17 protein-coding genes are annotated in these 19,367 nt (G+C 73.9%); 2 read left to right on the plus strand and 15 right to left on the minus strand.

Annotated elements, in window-relative coordinates; genetic code table 11:
• Window positions 1-10: 10 nt before the first annotated feature.
• Window positions 11-682, minus strand: a complete 672-nt coding sequence (locus AC0I8G_RS19630) for a class F sortase (RefSeq protein ID WP_471731441.1) — start codon at window positions 680-682, stop codon at window positions 11-13.
• A complete protein-coding gene (locus AC0I8G_RS19635) occupies window positions 679-1,557 on the minus strand; it encodes a DUF4397 domain-containing protein (protein ID WP_471731442.1) in 879 nt (292 codons plus the stop codon). Before AC0I8G_RS19635 ends, AC0I8G_RS19630 begins: the two co-directional genes overlap by 4 nt.
• A 391-nt stretch (window positions 1,558-1,948) precedes the next feature.
• Between AC0I8G_RS19635 and AC0I8G_RS19640 the strand changes: the two genes are divergently transcribed.
• The gene (locus AC0I8G_RS19640) at window positions 1,949-2,905 is read left to right on the plus strand and encodes a glycosyltransferase family 2 protein (RefSeq protein ID WP_471731443.1); all 957 of its coding nucleotides are present in this window, start codon (window positions 1,949-1,951) and stop codon (window positions 2,903-2,905) included.
• Window positions 2,902-4,173 (plus strand): glycosyltransferase, encoded by a 1,272-nt coding sequence (locus AC0I8G_RS19645; protein WP_471731444.1) that lies wholly within the window; start codon window positions 2,902-2,904, stop codon window positions 4,171-4,173. The genes AC0I8G_RS19640 and AC0I8G_RS19645 overlap by 4 nt, the downstream gene beginning before the upstream one ends.
• Window positions 4,174-4,270: 97 nt before the next feature.
• Here AC0I8G_RS19645 and AC0I8G_RS19650 read toward each other — a convergent pair whose 3' ends face one another.
• From AC0I8G_RS19650 to AC0I8G_RS19710, 13 genes are all read right to left on the minus strand, one after another.
• Window positions 4,271-5,329, minus strand: a complete 1,059-nt coding sequence (locus tag AC0I8G_RS19650) for a cellulase family glycosylhydrolase (RefSeq protein ID WP_471731445.1) — start codon at window positions 5,327-5,329, stop codon at window positions 4,271-4,273.
• A 59-nt stretch (window positions 5,330-5,388) separates the two neighbouring features.
• Window positions 5,389-6,555, minus strand: a complete 1,167-nt coding sequence (locus AC0I8G_RS19655; protein ID WP_471731446.1) for a glycosyltransferase family 4 protein — start codon at window positions 6,553-6,555, stop codon at window positions 5,389-5,391.
• A 178-nt stretch (window positions 6,556-6,733) separates the two neighbouring features.
• A complete protein-coding gene (locus tag AC0I8G_RS19660) occupies window positions 6,734-8,233 on the minus strand; it encodes a glycoside hydrolase 5 family protein (RefSeq protein WP_471731447.1) in 1,500 nt (499 codons plus the stop codon).
• A gap of 55 nt (window positions 8,234-8,288) precedes the next feature.
• A complete protein-coding gene (locus AC0I8G_RS19665; protein ID WP_471731448.1) occupies window positions 8,289-9,425 on the minus strand; it encodes a glycosyltransferase in 1,137 nt (378 codons plus the stop codon).
• A complete protein-coding gene (locus AC0I8G_RS19670) occupies window positions 9,422-10,561 on the minus strand; it encodes a glycosyltransferase family 4 protein (protein ID WP_328294545.1) in 1,140 nt (379 codons plus the stop codon). Before AC0I8G_RS19670 ends, AC0I8G_RS19665 begins: the two co-directional genes overlap by 4 nt.
• On the minus strand, window positions 10,558-11,322 hold the full coding sequence (locus tag AC0I8G_RS19675) for a hypothetical protein (protein ID WP_471731449.1): 765 nt from the start codon (window positions 11,320-11,322) through the stop codon (window positions 10,558-10,560). The genes AC0I8G_RS19670 and AC0I8G_RS19675 overlap by 4 nt, the downstream gene beginning before the upstream one ends.
• The gene (locus tag AC0I8G_RS19680; protein ID WP_471731450.1) at window positions 11,319-14,624 is read right to left on the minus strand and encodes a hypothetical protein; all 3,306 of its coding nucleotides are present in this window, start codon (window positions 14,622-14,624) and stop codon (window positions 11,319-11,321) included. Before AC0I8G_RS19680 ends, AC0I8G_RS19675 begins: the two co-directional genes overlap by 4 nt.
• Window positions 14,625-14,864: 240 nt before the next feature.
• The gene (locus tag AC0I8G_RS19685) at window positions 14,865-14,963 is read right to left on the minus strand and encodes a 30S ribosomal protein bS22 (protein WP_012085056.1); all 99 of its coding nucleotides are present in this window, start codon (window positions 14,961-14,963) and stop codon (window positions 14,865-14,867) included.
• A 175-nt stretch (window positions 14,964-15,138) separates the two neighbouring features.
• Window positions 15,139-15,339 carry a helix-turn-helix domain-containing protein gene (locus AC0I8G_RS19690; protein ID WP_328294542.1) on the minus strand — a complete coding sequence of 67 codons (201 nt, stop codon included), beginning with the start codon at window positions 15,337-15,339 and terminating at the stop codon, window positions 15,139-15,141.
• A gap of 190 nt (window positions 15,340-15,529) precedes the next feature.
• Entirely contained in the window at window positions 15,530-16,645 is a 1,116-nt protein-coding gene (locus tag AC0I8G_RS19695; protein WP_471731516.1) for an acetoin utilization protein AcuC, read from the minus strand.
• An 83-nt stretch (window positions 16,646-16,728) separates the two neighbouring features.
• Entirely contained in the window at window positions 16,729-17,496 is a 768-nt protein-coding gene (proC, locus tag AC0I8G_RS19700) for a pyrroline-5-carboxylate reductase (RefSeq protein ID WP_471731517.1), read from the minus strand.
• Window positions 17,497-17,522: 26 nt separating this feature from the next.
• Window positions 17,523-18,350: a sugar phosphate isomerase/epimerase family protein gene (locus AC0I8G_RS19705; protein WP_471731451.1), complete on the minus strand. Its 828-nt coding sequence runs from the start codon at window positions 18,348-18,350 to the stop codon at window positions 17,523-17,525.
• Window position 18,351: 1 nt separating this feature from the next.
• Window positions 18,352-19,320, minus strand: a complete 969-nt coding sequence (locus tag AC0I8G_RS19710) for a Ppx/GppA family phosphatase (protein ID WP_471731452.1) — start codon at window positions 19,318-19,320, stop codon at window positions 18,352-18,354.
• Window positions 19,321-19,367 lie beyond the last annotated feature (47 nt).

A 19,367-nucleotide genomic window follows, 5' to 3' on the forward strand; every position in this document is an offset into this window, starting at 1 on the left:
GACCAGGCGCTCACGACGCGAAGACGACCACGTTGTCCCGGTAGTGACCCACGCTGCGGTCGAAGGACCCGCCGCAGGTGATGAGCCGCAGGACCGGGCCCGGGGCGGGGCCGTAGACGGCCGCCGTGGGGAACCGGTCCTTCGGGTACTGCTCGACCCCGTCGACGGAGAACGACCGTCGCTGCCCGTCCGCGCCGGTGACGACGACCTCGTCGCCGGCGACGAGGTCACGCAGCCGGAAGAAGGGCGCCGGGCCGCCGGTGCTGTCCACGTGCCCCGCGATGATCGCCGGGCCCGTGGCGCCGGGGGCGGCGCTCCCCGTGAACCACCCGACCTGCTGGTAGTCGGCCGGGACCTCCAGCGAACCGTCCGGGTTCACGCCCAGCCGGATGAGCGGGACGTCCACCCCCACGGCGGGGACCTCGAGGTGCACGGGGACCTCACCGGCCGCGACGGCGCGCCCGGGGTCACCCACCGCGGGCACGGGCGCGCTCTCGGGCGCCGTGGCCGAGGACGGGCCACCCGAGGACGGGACCGACGGCGTGGGCGACGACGTGCCCGTCGCGGTGGGGTCCGGAGCGCCGGTCGGGGCGGGAGCACCCGGTCCCGTGGAGCAGCCCGCGACCCAGAGGGCTGCGGGCAGCAGCAGGAGGGACCGTCGACGCAGGACGCGGCCGGTCACGACGAGCGCGTGGTCCTCGCGCGACGCACGGCGAGCACGCCGAGTCCCCCGAGCACGGTCATCGCGAGGACCCACGGGCCGGGCGAGGACTCGGTGTCGAGGCCACCGGCCGTGCCGCCGCCGCCGGTCTGCGCGCCACCCACGGGCATCGTCGCCGCGCCCGCGGCGTCGGTGACGACCTGCACGCCGAGGCCGCCGGTCCCGTCGACGACCGCGAGGGTGTAGACGCCGCCCGCGGTCAGGTCGACCTTCGTGGTGGCCGGCGCGACACCGTTCGCGACCGCCTGCAGGGTCCAGGTCCCGGCGGGGACGCTGGTGTAGCTGGTCGGCTGACCGAACACGGCGTCCTGGGCGATGACCGGCCCGTCGACGGCGCTCACCGTCACCTGGGCCGCGGTCGAGGCCGCCGGCAGCAACCGGACGGTGACCGTCCCGGGCGCGGGCGGGGTCAGGTCGTCCTGCAGGGTCGCCAGCCGGGGCGAGGCGAGGGAACCCAGGCCCGCGAGGGTGTAGGCGGCGCCGGCCTTGGCGGTGAGGGTGCTGGAGAGGACCGGGGACGAGGTCGGCGCGGCGCCGGCCGGGCGCAGCTCCACGGTGTAGTCGCCGGGTGCGAGCCGCTGGTAGGGCGCCACGTCGCCGTAGCCGGCGTCGGCGGCCAGGACCACGGTGTCGCCCCCGGCGGTGGGCCGGGCGCTGACCTGCATCGCCTCGAGACCCGGGACCAGGTGGGCGGCGCGCACCCAGGCGTCACCGGGGACGACGGCCGCGGCGGCTCCCCGCGCGGACAGCAGGACCACCAGGAGGACGGCCAGCACCACGCCGATCACCGTCGACACGCGGCCTTGCGGGTGGACACGGCGGGAACGGACCAGCACGGGGGACTCCTCGGGACGTGGACGGGGGCGGTCGCGGAGGCCGACTGCGCCTGACCCCGCACCGCAGACGCGATCAGAGGACCACGCCGGGCCCTCAGTCTGCGGCAGGGACGGACCTCGCGCACGCACCGGGCGCCTTCTGCCGTCGATGTCACGTTGCGTACAGCACTAGTGACTACGAGACGGGCCAGTCGGTGCCCGATTGCCCCTGAACTCACTCTCCGTCGACCAGGCATGACGTAGAGAAGTTCTTTCGGAGTAGACCCATCTGTTCGGGTGACGGACCCGAACACCTCTCAGCCGCGGGACCTACGTTTCGTCGACAGGCCGATCACGGCCCGGGAACCTCGACGATGCGGGTCCACTGAACTGCACGAGAGAGGTTTCACCGATGGTTGCCACGCCCGTAGAACGTCCGGAGCACCCGAAGGTCACGATCGTGGTGCCCGCGTGGAACGAAGCGCGCAACCTCGAGATCGTCCTGCCCGGTCTGCCGAAGGTGCACGAGGTGATCGTCGTCGACGGTCACTCCACCGACGGGACGGCCGAGGTCGTGGCCCGGGTGCTGCCCGAGGCGAAGTTCCTCCAGCAGACCCGGCGCGGCAAGGGCAACGCCCTGGCCGTGGGTTTCGAGGCCGCCACCGGTGACGTCATCGTCATGTTCGACGCCGACGGCTCCGCCGACGCCTCCGAGATCTCCGACTTCGTGGCCGCGCTCGTCGCCGGCGCCGACTTCGCCAAGGGCAGCCGCGTCCTCGCCGCCGGCGGCAGCGACGACATCACCCTCGTGCGCGACACCGGCAACCGGATGCTGACGCTGTTCACCAACGTGCTGTTCCGCACCAAGTACACGGACCTCTGCTACGGCTACAACGCCTTCTGGCGCGACGTGCTCCAGCACCTGGCCATCCCGTCCTCGCGCTACGACACCGCGCAGTGGGGTGACGGCTTCGAGATCGAGACCCTCATCAACTGCCGGGTCGCCGCCGCCGACCTGCAGATCCACGAGGTGCCCAGCGTGGAACTGCGCCGCATCCACGGCGAGAGCAACCTGCACGCCGTGCGCGACGGCCTGCGGGTGCTGCGCACGATCCTCACCGAACGCTTCCAGCGCGGGCGCTCCACCACCCCCACCCCCAGCGCCGACCTCCTCACCCACGCCCACGCCGACGCCGAGCACACCCTCGCGAACGAGCAGTCGCAGGACGCGGCGCTGCTGGACTCCCCCCTGGCCCGGGTCATCGACCTGCGCCCGACCGACCGCCAGCCGTCGGTCCCGCAGCAGGGGACCGAACCGGGTCGTCGCGAACTCCACCAGAGCGAGCAGGACACGCGGGAGAACGCATGAGTTCCGTCCCCGAGGCGCGCACGGCCGGGACGTCGCGTCCCACCCGCGTCCTGGTCGTCGGTTCGGGCTGGCGGTTCACCTCCGGGATCAGCTACTACACCTGCCGCCTCGCGAACGCCTTCGCCGAACGCACCACGACGAGCGTCGTCCTGATGCGTCGCCTGGTGCCGCGGTTCCTCTACCCCGGACGTTCCCGGGTGGGTTCCGTCGTGAACGACGTCGACTACTCCCCCGACATCGACGTCTACGACGGCGTCGACTGGTACTGGGGACGCAGCGCCCGGGGGGTGTCGGGTTTCCTCGACCGCACCCGCCCCGACGTCGTCGTCCTGCAGTGGTGGACCGGCGCGGTGCTGCACTCCTACCTGCTCCTCGCGCGGGCGTTGCACCGCCGCGGGGCCAAGGTCGTCATCGAGTGGCACGAGGTCCAGGACACCGGCGAAGCCCGGGTCCCCGGCGTGGTCCGCTACGTGCGGTCGGCGATGAAGGCGCTGCTGCGCCGGGTCGACGCGCACGTCGTCCACTCCGAGTACGACTCCGAACTCCTGCAGGGGGCCTACGGCCTCGACCCGCGCCAGATCACGGTCATCCCGCACGGGCCCTACGACCACGTCCTCGACGCCACCGCGGTGCGCAGCGAGAACGCCACCGGCGACGCCCCGCTCCGCCTGCTGTTCTTCGGGACGATCCGCCCGTACAAGGGTCTCGAGGACCTCGTCGAGGCGTTCTCCTCGCTGCCCCGGGAGCTGGCGGAGAAGTTCCGGCTGACCATCGTCGGCGAGACGTGGGAGGGGTGGACGGCACCGCTGGACGCCGTGCGGGACAGCCCGAACGGCGACCGCATCGACCTCGTCAACCGCTACGTCACCGACGCCGAGGTCCGCACCCACTTCGCCGCGGCCGACGCCGTGGTGCTCCCCTACCGCCGTTCGTCGTCCTCGGGGCCGCTGCAGATGGCCATGAGCGCCGGACTGCCGACCGTGGTGACCTCCGTCGGGGGTCTCGTCGAGGCCGCCCGCGACTACGAGGGTGCCGTGTTCGTGCCCCCGGCCGCGCCCGCGGAACTCGCCGCGGCGCTGCGGGGACTCCTGGAACGCCGGGGCGAGCGCTACGCCGACCCGCACTCCTGGGACACCTCGGTCACCCGCTTCGCCCGGGTCTTCGCGACCCTCGGGGTTCCCGGGTCCGTCGCGGGACCCCGCGCCGCGACGGTCGACAACGCCCTCGAACCGCGGCACGACGACGCGAGTCACGACGTCGTGGCCTGAACCAGCCTCCCACCCAGGACCCACCGGAACCGCCGACGACCCGTCGCCCCCGAGAACCCGGGGGCGACGGGTCCTTCCGCGTCCCCGGGGGAACTCCTCAGGGCGTCCCCGACACCTGCGAACCCAGTCGCCGGGTGACGTCGAACAGCAGGTCGTCGTCGGAACGCACGACGTCGTAACCGTCGGTCGCTCCGGTGCCGTAGTGCCACACCAGGTACCCGGCGGCGCCGGCGTCGAACGCGGCCTGTGCCTTCGCCCGGACCAGTTCCGCCCGTCGACCCCGGCCGGCCGCGTCCGTGGCGGAGATCCCCACCTCGCCGACGACGAGGGGTTTCTGGATCTGGGCGGCGATGGCGAACGAGCACGCGATCGGCGCGGTCGTGGAACGGCAGGTCTGCGAACCGACCGCCGGCAGGCTGCCGTCGGCCTCGGCCCCCGGCATGGCCTCGGTGTCGGAACCGTAGCGGGCCCAGTCGTGCACCTCGACGAAGTCCAGGTCGGTCTGGTTGTAGACCGCGAGGAAGTCCGCGCCGCTGCCGCCCGGGGCACCGTTGCCCTGGGTTCCCAGGGTGACGAGGTGGTTCGGGTCGACGGAGTGGACCAGGCCCGCGACGTCACCGGCGAAACTCACGAGGACCGACCGTCCCTGGTCGTCGCGGGCCGGGGTCTCGGCCTCGTTGACCAGCATCCAGGCCATCACCACGGGTTCGTCGCGGTAGTGCTCCGTGATGGCTCTGACGTAGTCCCGGTAGGAGATCCGCGCGCTGCCGTACGGTTTCCGGTACCCCTGGCTGAACCAGGTCCCGCCGTCGGCCTCCGCGAGGGAGACGCCCGGTTCGCCTGTGCTGCAGTCCCCCGGTCCGTCCTCGAGGACCGGGATCAACCGGATCCCGGTCGCCCGCGCGGCGTCCACGACGCGGTCGACGGCGCTGAAGTCACGACCACCGTCGGTGTAGGTCTGGTACGCCCAGAACCGGACGACGGTCACCCCCGCGTGGTCGTGCAGCCAGCGGAAGTGGTCCTCGAGGTCCTCGGGGGGGATGCGCGACGCCGGGCGGCAGGAGTACCGGTCGCTGGCGGCCGCGTCGTAGAGGTTGAAACCCACGAACCGGAAGGGTTTCCCGTCGACGGTGAACTGCCGGCCGTCGCGTTCCACGAAGTCGTCGGCCGCACCGGAACAGGACGTCAGCCCCGCTCCGACCAGCGTCAGCAGGGTCAGCGCGGCGAGCGATCGGGTCCACGACCGGTTCCGGTGCGGACCAGCTCGTCGAGGACGGGGGCCATGCGGTCGACGACGCGTTGCCACGTGAACTCCTCCCGAACCCGCAGACGCGCCGTGGCAGCCATCGACGAGCTGTGCGCGGGATCGGCCAAGGATCGCACGAGTGCGGCCGCCAGACCCGCCGGGTCGTTCGCGGCGACGACGTGTCCCTCGACCTGGTCCCGCACGAGGTCGGGGATCCCGCACGACGCGGTCGTGACCAGCGGAACCCCGCGGGCCATCGCCTCCAGCAGCACCAACGGGAACGGGTCGAAGACGGAGGGCAGCACGAACACGTCGGCCTGGGCGTAGAGGCGGGCGACGAGCTCGCGGTCGTGAACCCTCCCCAGGACCTCCACACCCGGCTGGGCGGGAACCTCCGGACGCGTCCCGACCAGGCGGAGCGTCGCGCCGGGGAAACGTGCGCGCACCTGCGCGAAGGCGGCCAGCAGGTCGTGACCGCCCTTGCGGGCGAAGTCGTTGCCGATGAACAGCAGGTTCGGGGCGGGGCCCGGCGAGGTTCCGCGGTGCGCGACCTCCTCGGGCAGACCGCCGTTCGCGCCGGCCCCCACGACGCTCACCCGCGCGGGGTCCACGCCGTACTCGTCGACCAGCGAGTCCCTCGTCGCGGTGCTGAACGAGAAGACGTGCCGGGCGGCGCGGTAGGCGGCGGTCTCGCGGGCGTACCAGCGTTCCAGGGCCCTCCCCTGCAGGGGGTTCCACGCCGGCCAGGAGGCCGCCGACTGCCGGTGCGTGCAGTCGACGTAGAGCAGGCTGCCGCCACCCCCGGTGACGTCGAAGAGGGCGTGCACCTGGAAGACGGGGGCCTGCGGGTCCGGCGAGCGCCGGCGCAGGAGTTCCGCGTTGCGCGAGCGCAGCGCGTAGCCGAGGCCGCTCTTGAAGAAGTGCTCGGCCCACCGCACGCGGGAGGGGCGGAACGTCGTCGTCGCGACGGCCACCCGTTGCCACCGGGACAGGTCGGTGTGGAGGACCCCGACCACGGGGTAGCGCCGCTGGAGTTCCTCGAAGAGGAAGGGTGTCAGCGCGTCCCCCCGCGAGGCGAGCAGCAACCCTCCGGAACCGGACGGACTGGTCGGGGTCCGGGATGGTTCCAGGAGCATTCGGGGAACTTCTGCCTCTCGAGGTCGAGGGCGGACCGATCGGCGAACGGTCCGGGCCCCACCCCAAGGTTCGGGCCCCGCACAGGTCCGGGGCAAGACCTGATCAGGTGAACCGCCCGCGGGCGGGACGCTCCATCGTCCTGCATCCGCGGGGGTTCCGCGGACGCGGGTGACCCGCTCAGGAACCGCAGGCGGTCGTGACCCCCGGTGGCACGGCCGTGGACCAGGGACCCCGCGTCCCCCGCAGCGAGATCCCGGCGACGCGGTACTCCGAACGCCTCCCGGCGGCGGTGGTGTCCACCCACAGCGCACCGCTCGCGGGGAGGACCGCCTGGTCGCGCACCTGCCAGGTGAGGTTCTGCCAGCCGGCGGTGGACCCGGCCGCGCGCCGCTGCACGACGTAGCGCACGGCGGGCGCCGCACCCCGCCAGCGCAGCCCCGTGCCGGTCCCCGTCGCCACCTGGGCCAGCCCGCACGGCGCCGGGGGTGCCACGTCGGAGGCCGCCGCACCGGACACCTTCGCGGCGAACGCGCGCAGCGTGCCCGTCCGCGCCCGCTCGTCGTCGTCACGACCGGGGAAGAAGTACTGGAAACCGTCGTCGTGGTCGACGAACCCGGCGGTGTCGGCGTGCGGCACGACCGACCAGGTCAGCGCGCCGACCGCTCCGGAGAGGCGGACGGTGTCGAGGAAGTCCTGCAGGCCGGAACCGCCGCGGTGGTTGTTCCAGTCGTACTCACCGACGAGGTAGGCCTTGCCGTGGGCGGCGGCCGCCGCGGCCGCGGAACGCACCCGGTCCAGCTGCATCGGGTAGAAGTGGTCGTCGACGACGTCGACCGAGGCGATGTCCAGGCTCGGTGCGTGCAGGCAGTCGGTCCGGCAGCCGGGGTCCGTGCCGTGCCCGTCGACGACGAGCTGGCGCGGGGCCACGGACTTCAGGTGGTCGGCGACCGCCCGGGTCCAGGAGCCGTCCCAGTAGTTGCCCGAACAGGTCTGGCACCACATCTCGTTGCCGGTCTCCCAGGCCATGATCGTCGGGTCGTCACGGTAGGCGAGCCCCGTGTAGGGGTTCACGTGCTGCACGAAGTGTGAGATGTAGGCCTGGTAGTCGGCGATGACCCCGGGGTCGGAGAAGAAGGCGGACTCGGGCAGCCCGCGCCAGCCCGTGTAGGTGAGCTTGCTGCCGTGGTAGTAGTCCCAGTTGTCCACCAGGGTGACCACGAGGCGCTGCCCGTGCCGGGCGGCCGAGGCCACGGCGTAGTCGATGGAGTCGAAGGCGGAGTCCTGGAAGACGCCCGGACGGGGTTCGATGCAGCGCGCGCAGCCGACGAGCCCGCCCCAGGTGCGCACGACGGTGCCGCCGGAGGCCTGGGCGGCCCGGAAGGCGTCGTCGATGCGGAAGCGGGACGGGACGGTCGGCTGCCCCGTGGCGTCGCGGACGTTGTCGTCGAGGCCGAGCCAGTAGACGTTGGTCCCGGAGAAGCGGAACGTCGCGCCGTTCAGCGTGAGCCGGGACCCGTCGCGCTGGACGAAACCCGTGCTCTGAGCGGCAGCGGCCGCGGGACTGCTCCCGGGGAGGCCCACCGCCGCCGACCCGACCGCGAGCAGGGCCGCGAGGGCCGCCAGGACGAGACCGCGCAGCAGCGAGGGTCGCGGGGTCGTCGGTCGGAGTCGGCGCACCCCTCCCCATCGGCGGCGGGAGCGCCGATCTGTACGGCCCGGTCAGCCCGTGCGGTCAGCGAGCGCGGCGGGAGGGGTGCCGGTCGTGGGCCAGCTGGTCCGCGTACAGCGCGTCCACCGCGGCCGCCGTGCGCCGCGCGTCGTAGCGCTCGACCACCGCGGCCGGGGCGGGGCGGCGGTGCAGGCCCCGGGCGGTCAGGTCGTCCAGGGCGCTGCGCAGCGCCTCGGGGCCGCCACCGTCGGCGCGGGCCACCCCCTCGGGCAGCGTCCCGAGCTCCTCGAGCGCCGGGCACTGCACGAAGACCGCGGGCAACCCGCCCGCGACGGCCTCCAGGACGGCGAGGCCGAAGGTCTCGTCGCGCGAGGCGCTGAGCAGGACGTCCGCGGCGGCGAGCACGGCCGGGACGTCGTCCCGCGCGCCCAGCCAGCGGACCGCGGGGGCGATCCCCAGCTCCCCTGCGAGGGACTCCAGCCCGGGACGCAACGACCCCGCCCCGGCGACCAGCAGGACGTGCCCGCCGGCGAGCAGCCGGGGCGCGAGCGCCCGCAGGACCTCGTCGACGCGCTTGACGGGGTCCAGGCGGCCGACGACGACGACCGCCGTGCTGCCCTCCGGAACTCCCAGCTCGGCCCGCACGCGCTCGCGGTCGCCTGCCCGGGGGCGGACGGCGTCGAGGTCGATCCCGTTGTCGATCACGGAGATGCGGCTCCGCGCCACGCCCCACGCGACCAGGCGGTCCGCGGTGGTGGCGGAGACCGCGACGGTGTGGTCGGTGAGGGCCTCGAGGCCGGTGTAGACGCGCCGCAGCCAGGCGGTGAGCGGGCGGCCCTCGATCGAGTCCGCCATCAGCGAGTGCTCGCTGGAGACCACGACGGGGACCCCGGCCAGGCGGGCCGCCGGGATGCCCCAGAGCTGCGCGGCGAGGAGGTGGACGTGCACGACGTCGGGGCGCAGCCGGCGCAGCTCGCGAGCCAGCCGCGCGATCGCGAGCGGTTTGCGCCAGCCCGCCATGCCGAGGACGTCGACGTGGTGTCCCCGCCGGCGCATCGCGTCCGCCACGGGGCCGCCCTCGTAGAGGCACAGCGTCCGGGACTGCGCGCCCGAGCGCTCGACCAGCAGCTCCAGCTGCCGTTCGGCGCCGCCGGTGGTGAGGGTCGTGATGACGTGGACGACCCGGGTCGGGCGGCTCACCAGGAACCCCCGCCCAGCACCGTGCGGTAGACCTCGGCGGTCGCCGCGACGCTCGTCTCCCACGTCGGCAGCTCCACCGGCCGCGGGACGTGCGGGACCGCCCCGCGGGCCCGGGTGGCCAGCAGTTGGGTGCTGAGCGCCGCGGCCAGGGTCGCCGCGTCGGCGTCGGGTGCGACCCCGACGACCAGGCCGTCCTCGACGAGGTCCCCGATGCCGGCCACGTCGCTGCCCACCACGGGCAGGCCGAGGGTCACCGCCTCCATGACCCCCACCGGGTGCGCCTCGTAGTCCGACATCGCCGCCATCACCCCGGCGCGGGCGAGCTCGCCCGCCATCGCGGTCCGGTCCGCGGGCGGCAGCGCCCGGAACTCCACGTGGTCCGCGACGCCGGCGCGTTCGGCCCCGCGCCGCAGCTCCTGCTCGTAGGGACCGCTGCCGAGGACGACGACGTGGGCCTGCGGGACCTGCGCGCGGACCAGCGGCAGGGCCTCGATGACCCGCTGGTGACCCTTGTAGCGCTCCAGGCGCCCGCTGGTCACGATGCGGCCCTCGACCGGCGCGACCGCGACGGGCGAGGGCGGCAGCGCGCCCCCGTTGGGGATGACGCTGAAGCGGGACTCGGGGAGACCGGTCACCGCAGCGAAGGCCGAGCGCTCGAACCGGCTGACGGCGATGAGCCGGCGGGCCCGCCGCAGCAGCGGGGCCAGGACCCGGTACTGCACGCCGCGACCGGCGGTCCGCACGGAGGAGGAGTGCCCGCCGCTGTGGAAGGTGAGGACGAAGGGGGTCCGGGCCGCGATCGCCGAGAGCATGCCCACGGGCGGTGCGAGGGTGTTGACGCCCTGCACGTGCACGAGGTCCCAGTGCCCCCGCAGGACGGGCAGCGCCAGCCCGGGCGAGAGGTAGAGGTCGCCCTCCCGCGGCCAGGACCGGCGCCGGAGCACGGGGATGCCGTTGACGACGTCGTGGCGGGCCAGCCCGCCGCTGCGGTCGGTGGCGAGGACGGTCAGGTCGAACTCCCCCGTCGCCGCGAGCCCGCGGGTGATCTCGGCGACGTGGGTCTCCAGACCCCCCATCTCGGGGAAGTAGCGCTGGACGACGTGCAGGACCCGGGGCCGCCCGTTCCGCGCGGTCACCGGTTCACGACCAGGGTGCGCAGCGGCTGCACCTGTCCGGGGTTGCTGACGGTGACGACGACCTTGCCCTGGACCGGCACGACGACGGTGGTCCGCACGGTTCCTCCTTCGGGGACGGAGAACAGCGGGTAGGTGACGGCGGAACCGTCACCCGGGTCCGTGCGAAGTTCCAGCGGGCCCGCGGCCTCCTCGGAGGAGACCTCGACCACGGCCTGGGCGCCGTCCAGCGACACGAGGGACATCTGGACGGGCGACGTCGAGTTCTCGTCCACGCTGCGCACGGCGACGACGAGGGCGACGACGGTGACGGCGACGGCGGCGAGCACCCACGGCGAGGTGCGCAGGACCGCCCGGCGCAGGGAGCCCTCGGCCACCGGGGTCGCCTCGACGGAGGCTTCGCGCTCCCGCCCCGGGGTGAGCGCGCTGACGAGGAGACCGACGAGCGCCAGCACCCCCAGGCCCACGGCCCAGGTGCCGGCTCGCAGGCCGATCCCGCTCACGCCCAGCACCATCCCCACGAGCACGAGGACGACGAGGACCCCGCCCACCGCGGTGAGGACGCGGTCGAGGGTGGAGCGGCGCCACCCCCGGCGGACGAGCTGCGCCGCGGTGGCGACCGTGGCGGCCAGGACCAGGGCGCTGCGCAGCCAGGTCGGGCCGTCGAGCAGGACGGCGACGACGGCCGCGACGACGAGGACGGCCGCGCCCACGAGCTGGGGGGTGGCCCCGGCCGGGCGCGTCCGCGGGGACGTGGTGCTCACTGGCCCAGCTCCGAGAGGTCGTAGACGGCGATGGAGCCGTTGTCGTAGATGCGGTCGACGCCGGGGACGTCGTCGAACTTCTCCAGCGCGGCCAGCGGGACGGGCGCGGTGCGCCCGTCGCCGCCGAACTCGCCGCTCTCGACGTAGACGCCCTGGTTGGGCAGCCCGTTGGCGTCGCGCCGGTCGACCACGAGGTAGCGGATGCCGGCCTCGCGGACGAGGTCGACGTCCTTCTGGCTGAACTCCGGGTCGAGGAGGAGGCGGGAGGCGTCGATGTCGGTGCTGATGTGGCGCACGGTGAACATGCCGCCGTCGGCGGCCGCGAGCAGACCGGACACGCGGTCGGCGTAGACCCGGGTCTCCGGCGGCAGGGTCCGCCCCAGCCACTGCGCCGCGGCGAGGTTGTCGGCGTCGGCGCTGCGGGCGTCGGCGGAGACGAGGAACGGCCCGGGCAGCTGGGAGCTGACCGTTCCCGACCCCAGGACCACACCACCGAGGAACGTCACCGTCGCCGCGACGCCGAAGATCCCGGCGACGCGTCGGGTCGCGGGACGCCGGACGAGCCACCAGGCCACCACGAAGGCGACGCCGAGGAAGACGAAGCCCGCGGCGCGGTCGCCGACCTCGGAGGTGGCCCGGGCCACGTGCCCGCCGGGGACGACGGGCCAGAGCACGGCCGTGAGGACGAGGACGACGGCCAGCGAGACCCGGGTCCGGACCCACGCCCGCGCGGCCCACAACGAGGGCAGCAGGGCCAGCAGCGTGATCCCCAGGCCACCGATGAGCAGCAGCTGCTCCCACCAGGCGGGACCCACGCCCGCGGTGTTGGCGAAGAGGGCCTTGGTCTGCTTCCCCTCGAAGAGGGCACCGAGGTCGGTGGAGGAACTGGTGACGATGGAGCCCAGGTAGCTGCCGAGGGTGTTGCCCGGGTTCAGCAGGGTGGCGGTGAAGCAGGCGAGGCCGAAGGCCGTGGTCACGGCCAGCGCGCCGGCCTCGCTGCGCCGTGCGGTGTCCCCGCCGCGGCGGGCGGAGCGCGCCACGAGGAGCTCGACGAGCGTCCAGACGGCGAAGGCCGCCAGCAGCAGCGCCGCGGTGACGTGGTGGGTGGTGGTGACCGCGGCGAACGCGGCCAGCGGCAGCACCAGCCCGCGCCACGACCCGCGCCCCGACCCGCGGTGCCGGGAGGCGAACAGGGCGACCGTGAGGACGGCGAGCGGCAGCGCGAGGGTCTGGTAGCTGAACTGGGAGTTGAAGAACAGCATCTGCGGGTTGCAGGCGTAGACGACGACGGCGACGGCCCCGGCCCGGTGCGAGCGGGTGAGGCGGACGACGACGGCCGCGATGCCCAGGCTGAGCACGACCCGCGCGGCCATCAGCAGCACGACGGAGCTGGTGTGCGCGGAGAGACCGGTCAGGTCGGCGACCCCGTCGGTCGCGACCTCCAGACCGGGGTAGTACGCCGTGATGGGCAGCAGCGGGTTCAGCCCGAACAACTGCCCGGTGTCGGAGATCTGGCGCAGCAGGTTCGCGTGCAGCAGCTCGTCGTGGAACATGAACCGGTCGGGGTAGAGCACGACCCGGCTCAGCTGCAGGGCGGCGGCGGCCGTGACGGCCGTCCAGACCCGCACCGAGCCGCTGGTGCGCGGCCACATCGCCAGCAGGGCGGCCGGCCCGACCAGGAGCACCAGCCCGGCCTCCCAGAGCAGCTGGGTCGCACCCCCGTCGTCGCCGGTGCTGCGGGCCCGGGCGGCGGCGAAGGACATCGCGAGCAGCCCGAGGGCGGTGGCGAGCAGGGCCGGGCCGAGCCCCCGGGACCCGCGGCGTGCGGGGACGGGTTCGACCACGGGGGCGACCGACCGGGCCGACGCCGTCCGCTCGTCCACCTCGTCCTGCTCCTGGGGCTGGGTCTGCACCACGTCGTCCGGGTCCACCTTCTCGACTGCTTCCTCGGTCACTTCCTGGGCTGTTTCCTGGGCTGCTTCCTGGGCCACGAACCGGCGCCGGGCGGCCAGCAGCGGGACGGCGAGCAGCAGCGCCTCGACGACCAGCACCCCGACCCACGCCGCGCTGAGGCCGACGACCCCGCCGACGTGCGCCCCGACGAGGGCCGCGGCCAGCTCGGCGACGGTGAAGACCACCAGGACCAGGGTCGCGTCCCCGGTCCGGCCCTGCACGCGGCGCAGGGCGACGAAGTGGTCCTTGATCACGAACGGCAGACCGGCGAGGACGAGGATGCGGAGCACGTTCGAGCCGTCCGCGGCGTAGGTGTCCCCGAAGATCCGCAGCACGTAGGGCGCCAGCGGGAAGAGCGCGAGGTTGGCGGCCACGCTGACCCCGAGGCCCAGCGGCAGGGTGACCCGCATCCGCCGCAGGACCTCCCCGTCGTCGCCCTCGGCGGCGGCGAAGAGCCCCACCGACAGGGCGTAGGGCAGGGCGAAGACGAAGCCGGTGAGCTGGAGCGCGGCCCCGAAGGGGGCGTTGGCGTCGGCCGAGACGGCGGCGGTGACGATGACGGGCAGCAGCATCAACGGGCTCTGCAGCGTCGTGTTGAGCGCGTGGTGGCTCAGCGCGCGCCGGCCGAGCCCGCGCATCGAGGACAGGTCGACCAGGCGCGGGTGCTGCTGCAGCGCGCGGCCACCGCGGGTGCGGTGCGCCACGAACGGCAGCGAGACCACCGTTCCCACGGCCCAGGCCGCGAAGACGGCCATCCCGTCGGTGGCGCCGGCCGCGGCCAGGCCGAGCAGGACGACGACCTTGGTCGCGCTGGCGATCACGTTGCGTTCGAGCTGGAGGTTGCCCGAGCCGATGACCAGGACGGCCTGGTCCAGCACGAGGACGACGGCGGCGAGGCCGGTCCCGACGGCGAAGAGGGTCGCGTGCCCGGGGGAACCGGCGAGGGGGCTGAGGTTGTCCAGCCGCAGGACGTGGATGGCCACGACGGGGACCACGACGGCCAGGAGGGTCCCGGCCGCGGCGGAGACGGCCAGCGCGGTGCGCACGGTGACGCGGCGGACGCCCTGCTCGGTCCGCGGGAGCAACGAGATGAGCAGGGTGCCCAGACCCAGGGTCCCGAGGGCGCCGAGCAGTCCCATGGCCGAGATGGCCGCGTTCGCGACGCCGAACTGGTCCCGGGTGAACCCGCGGGAGGCGATGGCCCAGAAGAGGAGCCCGAGAACGCTGGTGACCGCCTGGGTCCCGACCAGGGAGGCCGAGATGCGGAGGATGCGCTGGAGACCGCTGGGAACGTCGTCGCGCCCGGAAGAACTCGTGGTGCTGGGCGTGCTCGTCACTCCCGGGGTCATCCGACTCCTCGACTCGGCGGCGGGTGCCGCTGCCCGGCGGGCCCTCGAAGTCTAAGGAGGGCGGTCGCCCGGGCGTCCCTGGACGAGGGTCCCGGTCGGCATCTGGGCGATGCCTTCACCGGATCGGCCCGAACGAACAGCACGCAGAGCGAACAGTGGTGACCTGGAGCGACGGAGCGGCCCCGGAACGCACGAAGGGCGGGCTCCCGGGGAATCCGGTGAACCCGCCCTCCGCGTGGATCACTTCTTGTTGCGACGCTGGTGACGCGTGCGGCGAAGCAACTTGCGGTGCTTCTTCTTCGCCATGCGCTTGCGACGCTTCTTGATGACAGAGCCCAAGGGGTCCTCGCTCACTTCGATGTCGGCTGGTGCTGATTGTCCCCGGGGCAGGCGCGTGCCGATCCCGACGACGGTCCATCACAAAGCTGTGCCGCTCGCGCAGCAGACCGTCGTCGAGTCTAGCGGTCGAACCGGCCGCGATCGCCCGGCGCGTCACCCCCGAGGTCCCCGAGGGTCAGGCGGTGTCGATGTAGGACTGTCGCAGGTACTCGTGGACGGCGGCCTCGGGCACCCGGAAGGAGCGGCCGACCCGCACCGCGGGCAGCTCTCCGTTGTGCACCAACCGGTACACCGTCATCTTCGACACGCGCATCATCGACGCGACCTCGGCGACGGTCAGGAACCGGACCTCGGACAGCGGGCGATCCTCAGGCATCCCCACAGCACCCTTCAGTTCGCGCGCCATCGGCGCGCTGTCCCCCGCGGACGGCCCGGTGGGGGCGCGTTCTGTGACCACTGTAGGGGCAGGTGTGACGTGGGTGGAAGATCTGCGTGCTCAAAGAGTCACTCAGCGTGACCTGAACAGCCCGTGATCAGGCATTACGCTCCGTAAAAATTTCTCGACCTCAGTCGAACTCGGGGTCCAGACCGTGCAACGGGAAGGCCGCACGGCGGGTCGCGAGGATCGCGCGGTCCACCGGGTCGTCGGGGTCGTACCCCGACTCCCACCCCGTGAACGTCCCGAGCTCACCGTCCGTCATCACCGTGGGAGCGTCGCGGCCGAACACCTCACGCACGTGCGCGAGCCACCCCGACGGCACCCGCGCCGCCGGGTCCAGCGGCTCCCCGGAGGCCTCCGCCACCAGGTGCGCCCACGTGCGCGGCACGACGTCGACGACCTCGTAGCCGCCCCCGCCCAGGGCCAGCCAGCGACCCCCCGCGGCCTCGTGGGCGAGGCGGTGCATCGACGCGGCGGCGACCCGCTGCGCGTCGAGGGAGACGTCGAGGTGCCCCAGCGGGTCCAGGCTGTGGGTGTCGCAGCCGTGCTGGGTCACCAGCACGTCGGGCGCGAAGGCCGAGACCAGCTGCGGGACCACCGCGTGCACGGCCCGCAACCACCCCGCGTCGGCCGTGCGGGCCGGCAGGGCCAGGTTCACCGCCCCGCCCAGGGCCTGCGGGCCACCGAGCTCGTCGGCGAAGCCCGTCCCCGGGAACAGCGTCGTGCCGGACTCGTGGACGCTGATCGTGAGGACCCGCGGGTCGTCCCAGAACACCTGCTCGGTGCCGTCGCCGTGGTGGCAGTCGAGGTCGACGTAGACCACCCGCTCCGCCCCGTCGCGCAGCATCGCCACGATGGCGGCGGCCGCGTCGTTGTAGACGCAGAACCCGCTGGCGCAGCCCGGCTTCGCGTGGTGCATGCCCCCGCAGAAGTTCACGCCGTGCAGCGTGCGACCGGCGACGAGCGCCCGGCCGAGGTCGACGGACCCCCCGACGATCCGGGCCGCGGCCTCGTGCATGCCGGGGAAGGCCGGGTCGTCCTCGGTGCCGAGCCCGAAGACCTCCTGCGCCTGCCGCGGGTCCGCCGAGGCGGCCTTCACCGCGGCGACGTAGGCCGGGTCGTGGACGCTGGTGAGGAGGTCGTCGTCGGCCGGCTCGGCGGTCACGACCTGCACCCCCGGCCGGTCGAAGAGGCCGAACTCGCGGCACAACCTCGCCGTCAGGTCCAGGCGCACGGGCGCCATCGGGTGCCAGCGGCCGAAGTCGTAGCGGTTGAAGGCCGGGTCCCAGACGACCTGCACGTTCTCGGGGGCCGGGCGGTCGGGAGTCACTGGCCCGACAACTGCCTCGAACGGGCCGCGGCCGCCTCCACGGCCGAGACCAGCGCGGCCCGGACCCCGGAGTCGTCCAGCTGCCGCAGGGCCGCGGCCGTCGTGCCGGCGGGCGAGGTGACCTGCTCGCGCAGGACGGTGGGGTGCTGACCCGTCTCCCGCAGCATCGCGCCCGCACCCACGACCGTCTGCACGACGAGCTCCGTCGCCGTCGCGCGCGGCAGCCCCAGCAGCACCCCGGCCTCGACCATCGCCTCCACGACGTAGAACACGTAGGCGGGGCCCGAACCGCTCAACGCGGTCACGGCGTCCAGGTGCTTCTCGGCCAGCACGACGGTCTTCCCGCAGGAGCGCAGCAGGTCCTCGGCCTCGGCGAGCTGCTCGTCACCGCAGGCGGACCCGCCCGCGATCCCGGCCATCCCCTCGTCGACCAGCGACGGCGTGTTCGGCATGACCCGCACCACCGCCGTGCCCGTCGCCAGCCGCGCCTCGATGGCCGCCGTCGTCACCCCGGCCGCGAGCGAGACGACCAGCGCGTCCGGCGCGAGGTGGTCGGCGATCGAGTCCAGCAGGCTCAGCAGGTCCTGCGGCTTCACCGCGAGCAGGACCGTCGAGGCGCCCGCGACGGCGGCCACGTCGTCCACGACGCGGACCCCGAACCGTTCGTGCAGCTCCTTCGCCCGGCCCGCCCGGCGGTCCACGACCAGGACGCTCCCCGGGTCGCGGCCCGCGCGCAGCAGCCCCCCGAGCAGGGTCTGCCCCATCACCCCGGCCCCGACCAGTGCGAGCGTCACGCCGTCACCTCGGGGGTGCGGGCCAGGTTCGTCCGGGCGAACTCGAGCGTGCGGGCCAGGGCGCGTTCGCGCGCGGCCCGTCCCCGCGCCCTGCGGGTGTTCACCTCGGCCACCACCTGTCCCCGGAACCCGGTGCGCGCCAGCTCGGCCAGCGCCGCCGCGACGGGTTGCGTCCCGTCCCCGGGCACCAGGTGCTCGTCCTTGGCCGACCCCGTCCCGTCGCAGAGGTGGACGTGGGCGAGACGCTCGCCGAAGTCCTTCGTCAGCTCCAGGCAGTCCTGGCCCGACGTCGCTGCGTGGCTGTAGTCGAGGGTGAGGTTGCGGTAGCCCATCGCGGTGGGGTCCCAGCTCGGGGCGTAGGCGGTGATCTCCCGTCCCCGGGCCCGCCAGGGGAACATGTTCTCCACGGCGAGGGTGATCCCGGTCCGGTCCTCCAGCGCCTCGATCCCGGCGACGAAACCCGTCGCGTACTCGCGCTGCCAGCGGAACGGCGGGTGCACGACGACGGTGCCGGCCCCCAGCTCGGCCGCGAGTTCGCAGCTCTTCTCGAGCTTGCCCCACGGACCGCCACCACCCCAGATCCCCTGGGTCAGCAGCAGCGTCGGCGCGTGGATCGAGAGCACCGGCACCTCGTAGTGCTCCACGAGGCGGCGCAGCGCGGCCGCGTCCTGGCTCACCGGGTCGGTCCAGACCATCACCTCGAGACCGTCGTAGCCCAGCCGGGAGGCGATCTCGAAGGCCGCCGTCGTGGACTCCGGGTAGGAGCAGGACGTCGACAGGCCGACGGGGACGTGTCCGGGATCGGGATCGCTCACGCGCGCCACGCTAGAACGCCGCCACGGTGGAACGGTCGCCCACCCCGCCGGCGGCCGCGATCGCGTCGAGGCGGCGCAGGATGATCCCCTCGCGCAGCGCCCACGGGCAGACCAGCGCCTGCTCGACCCCGAGCAGCTCGAAGACCGCCTCGGCGACCAGCGCCCCGGCCAGGACCTGCGGGGCCCGCTCGGCGCTGACGCCGGCCAGCTCGACCCGCTGCTTCACCCGCATCTCCGCCAGCCGCGGGATCCACGGCGACAGGTCGGCCAGGCGCAGCTCCCGGCGCACCATCGGCCCCTCGCCGCTGGGCGCGGCCCCGCACAGCCGGGCCAGGCTGCGGAAGGTCTTGCTCGTCACGACGACGCGGTCGGGGACGCCGGCGCGGGTGACGTCGCGCACGCGGGAGGCGATCTGGCGACGGACGTACCGGCGGGCGTCGCGGACCTCCGACGGGCCCGGCGGGTCACCGGCGAGGAGGTCGCGGGTGAGGCGCCCGGCCCCCAGCGGCAGCGAGAAGGACACGTCGGGCGCCTCGTCGAGACCCGCGGCGATCTCCAGGGAGCCGCCGCCGATGTCCAGCACCAGCAGCCGCCCGGCGGACCAGCCGAACCAGCGGCGGACGGCGAGGAACGTCAGGTCGGCCTCGGCCGTGCCCGGCAGGACCTGCAACCGGATCCCGGTGGCCGCCTCGACGTGGTCCAGGACGGCCTCGCCGTTGCTGGCCTCGCGCACCGCGCTCGTCGCGAAGGCCAGGAACTCCTCCACCCCGGCGTCCTCGGCCGCGGCGGAGGCGGCCGCCACGGCGTCGGTGAGCGCACTGATCCCCGGGTCGTCGATCGCCCCCTCGGGGGTCAGGTGCTCGGCCAGCCGCAGCAGCCGACGCATCGAGTTCGCCGCCAGGGGCTGTGCCCCCGGGTGGGCGTCGACCACGAGGAGGTGGACCGTGTTGGAGCCCACGTCGAGAACGCCCAAACGCATTCCGCGACCCTATGGGACGCCACGCCACCCCCAGAACACGCTTACCC

The organism is Kineococcus sp. AC630, from assembly GCF_979255925.1.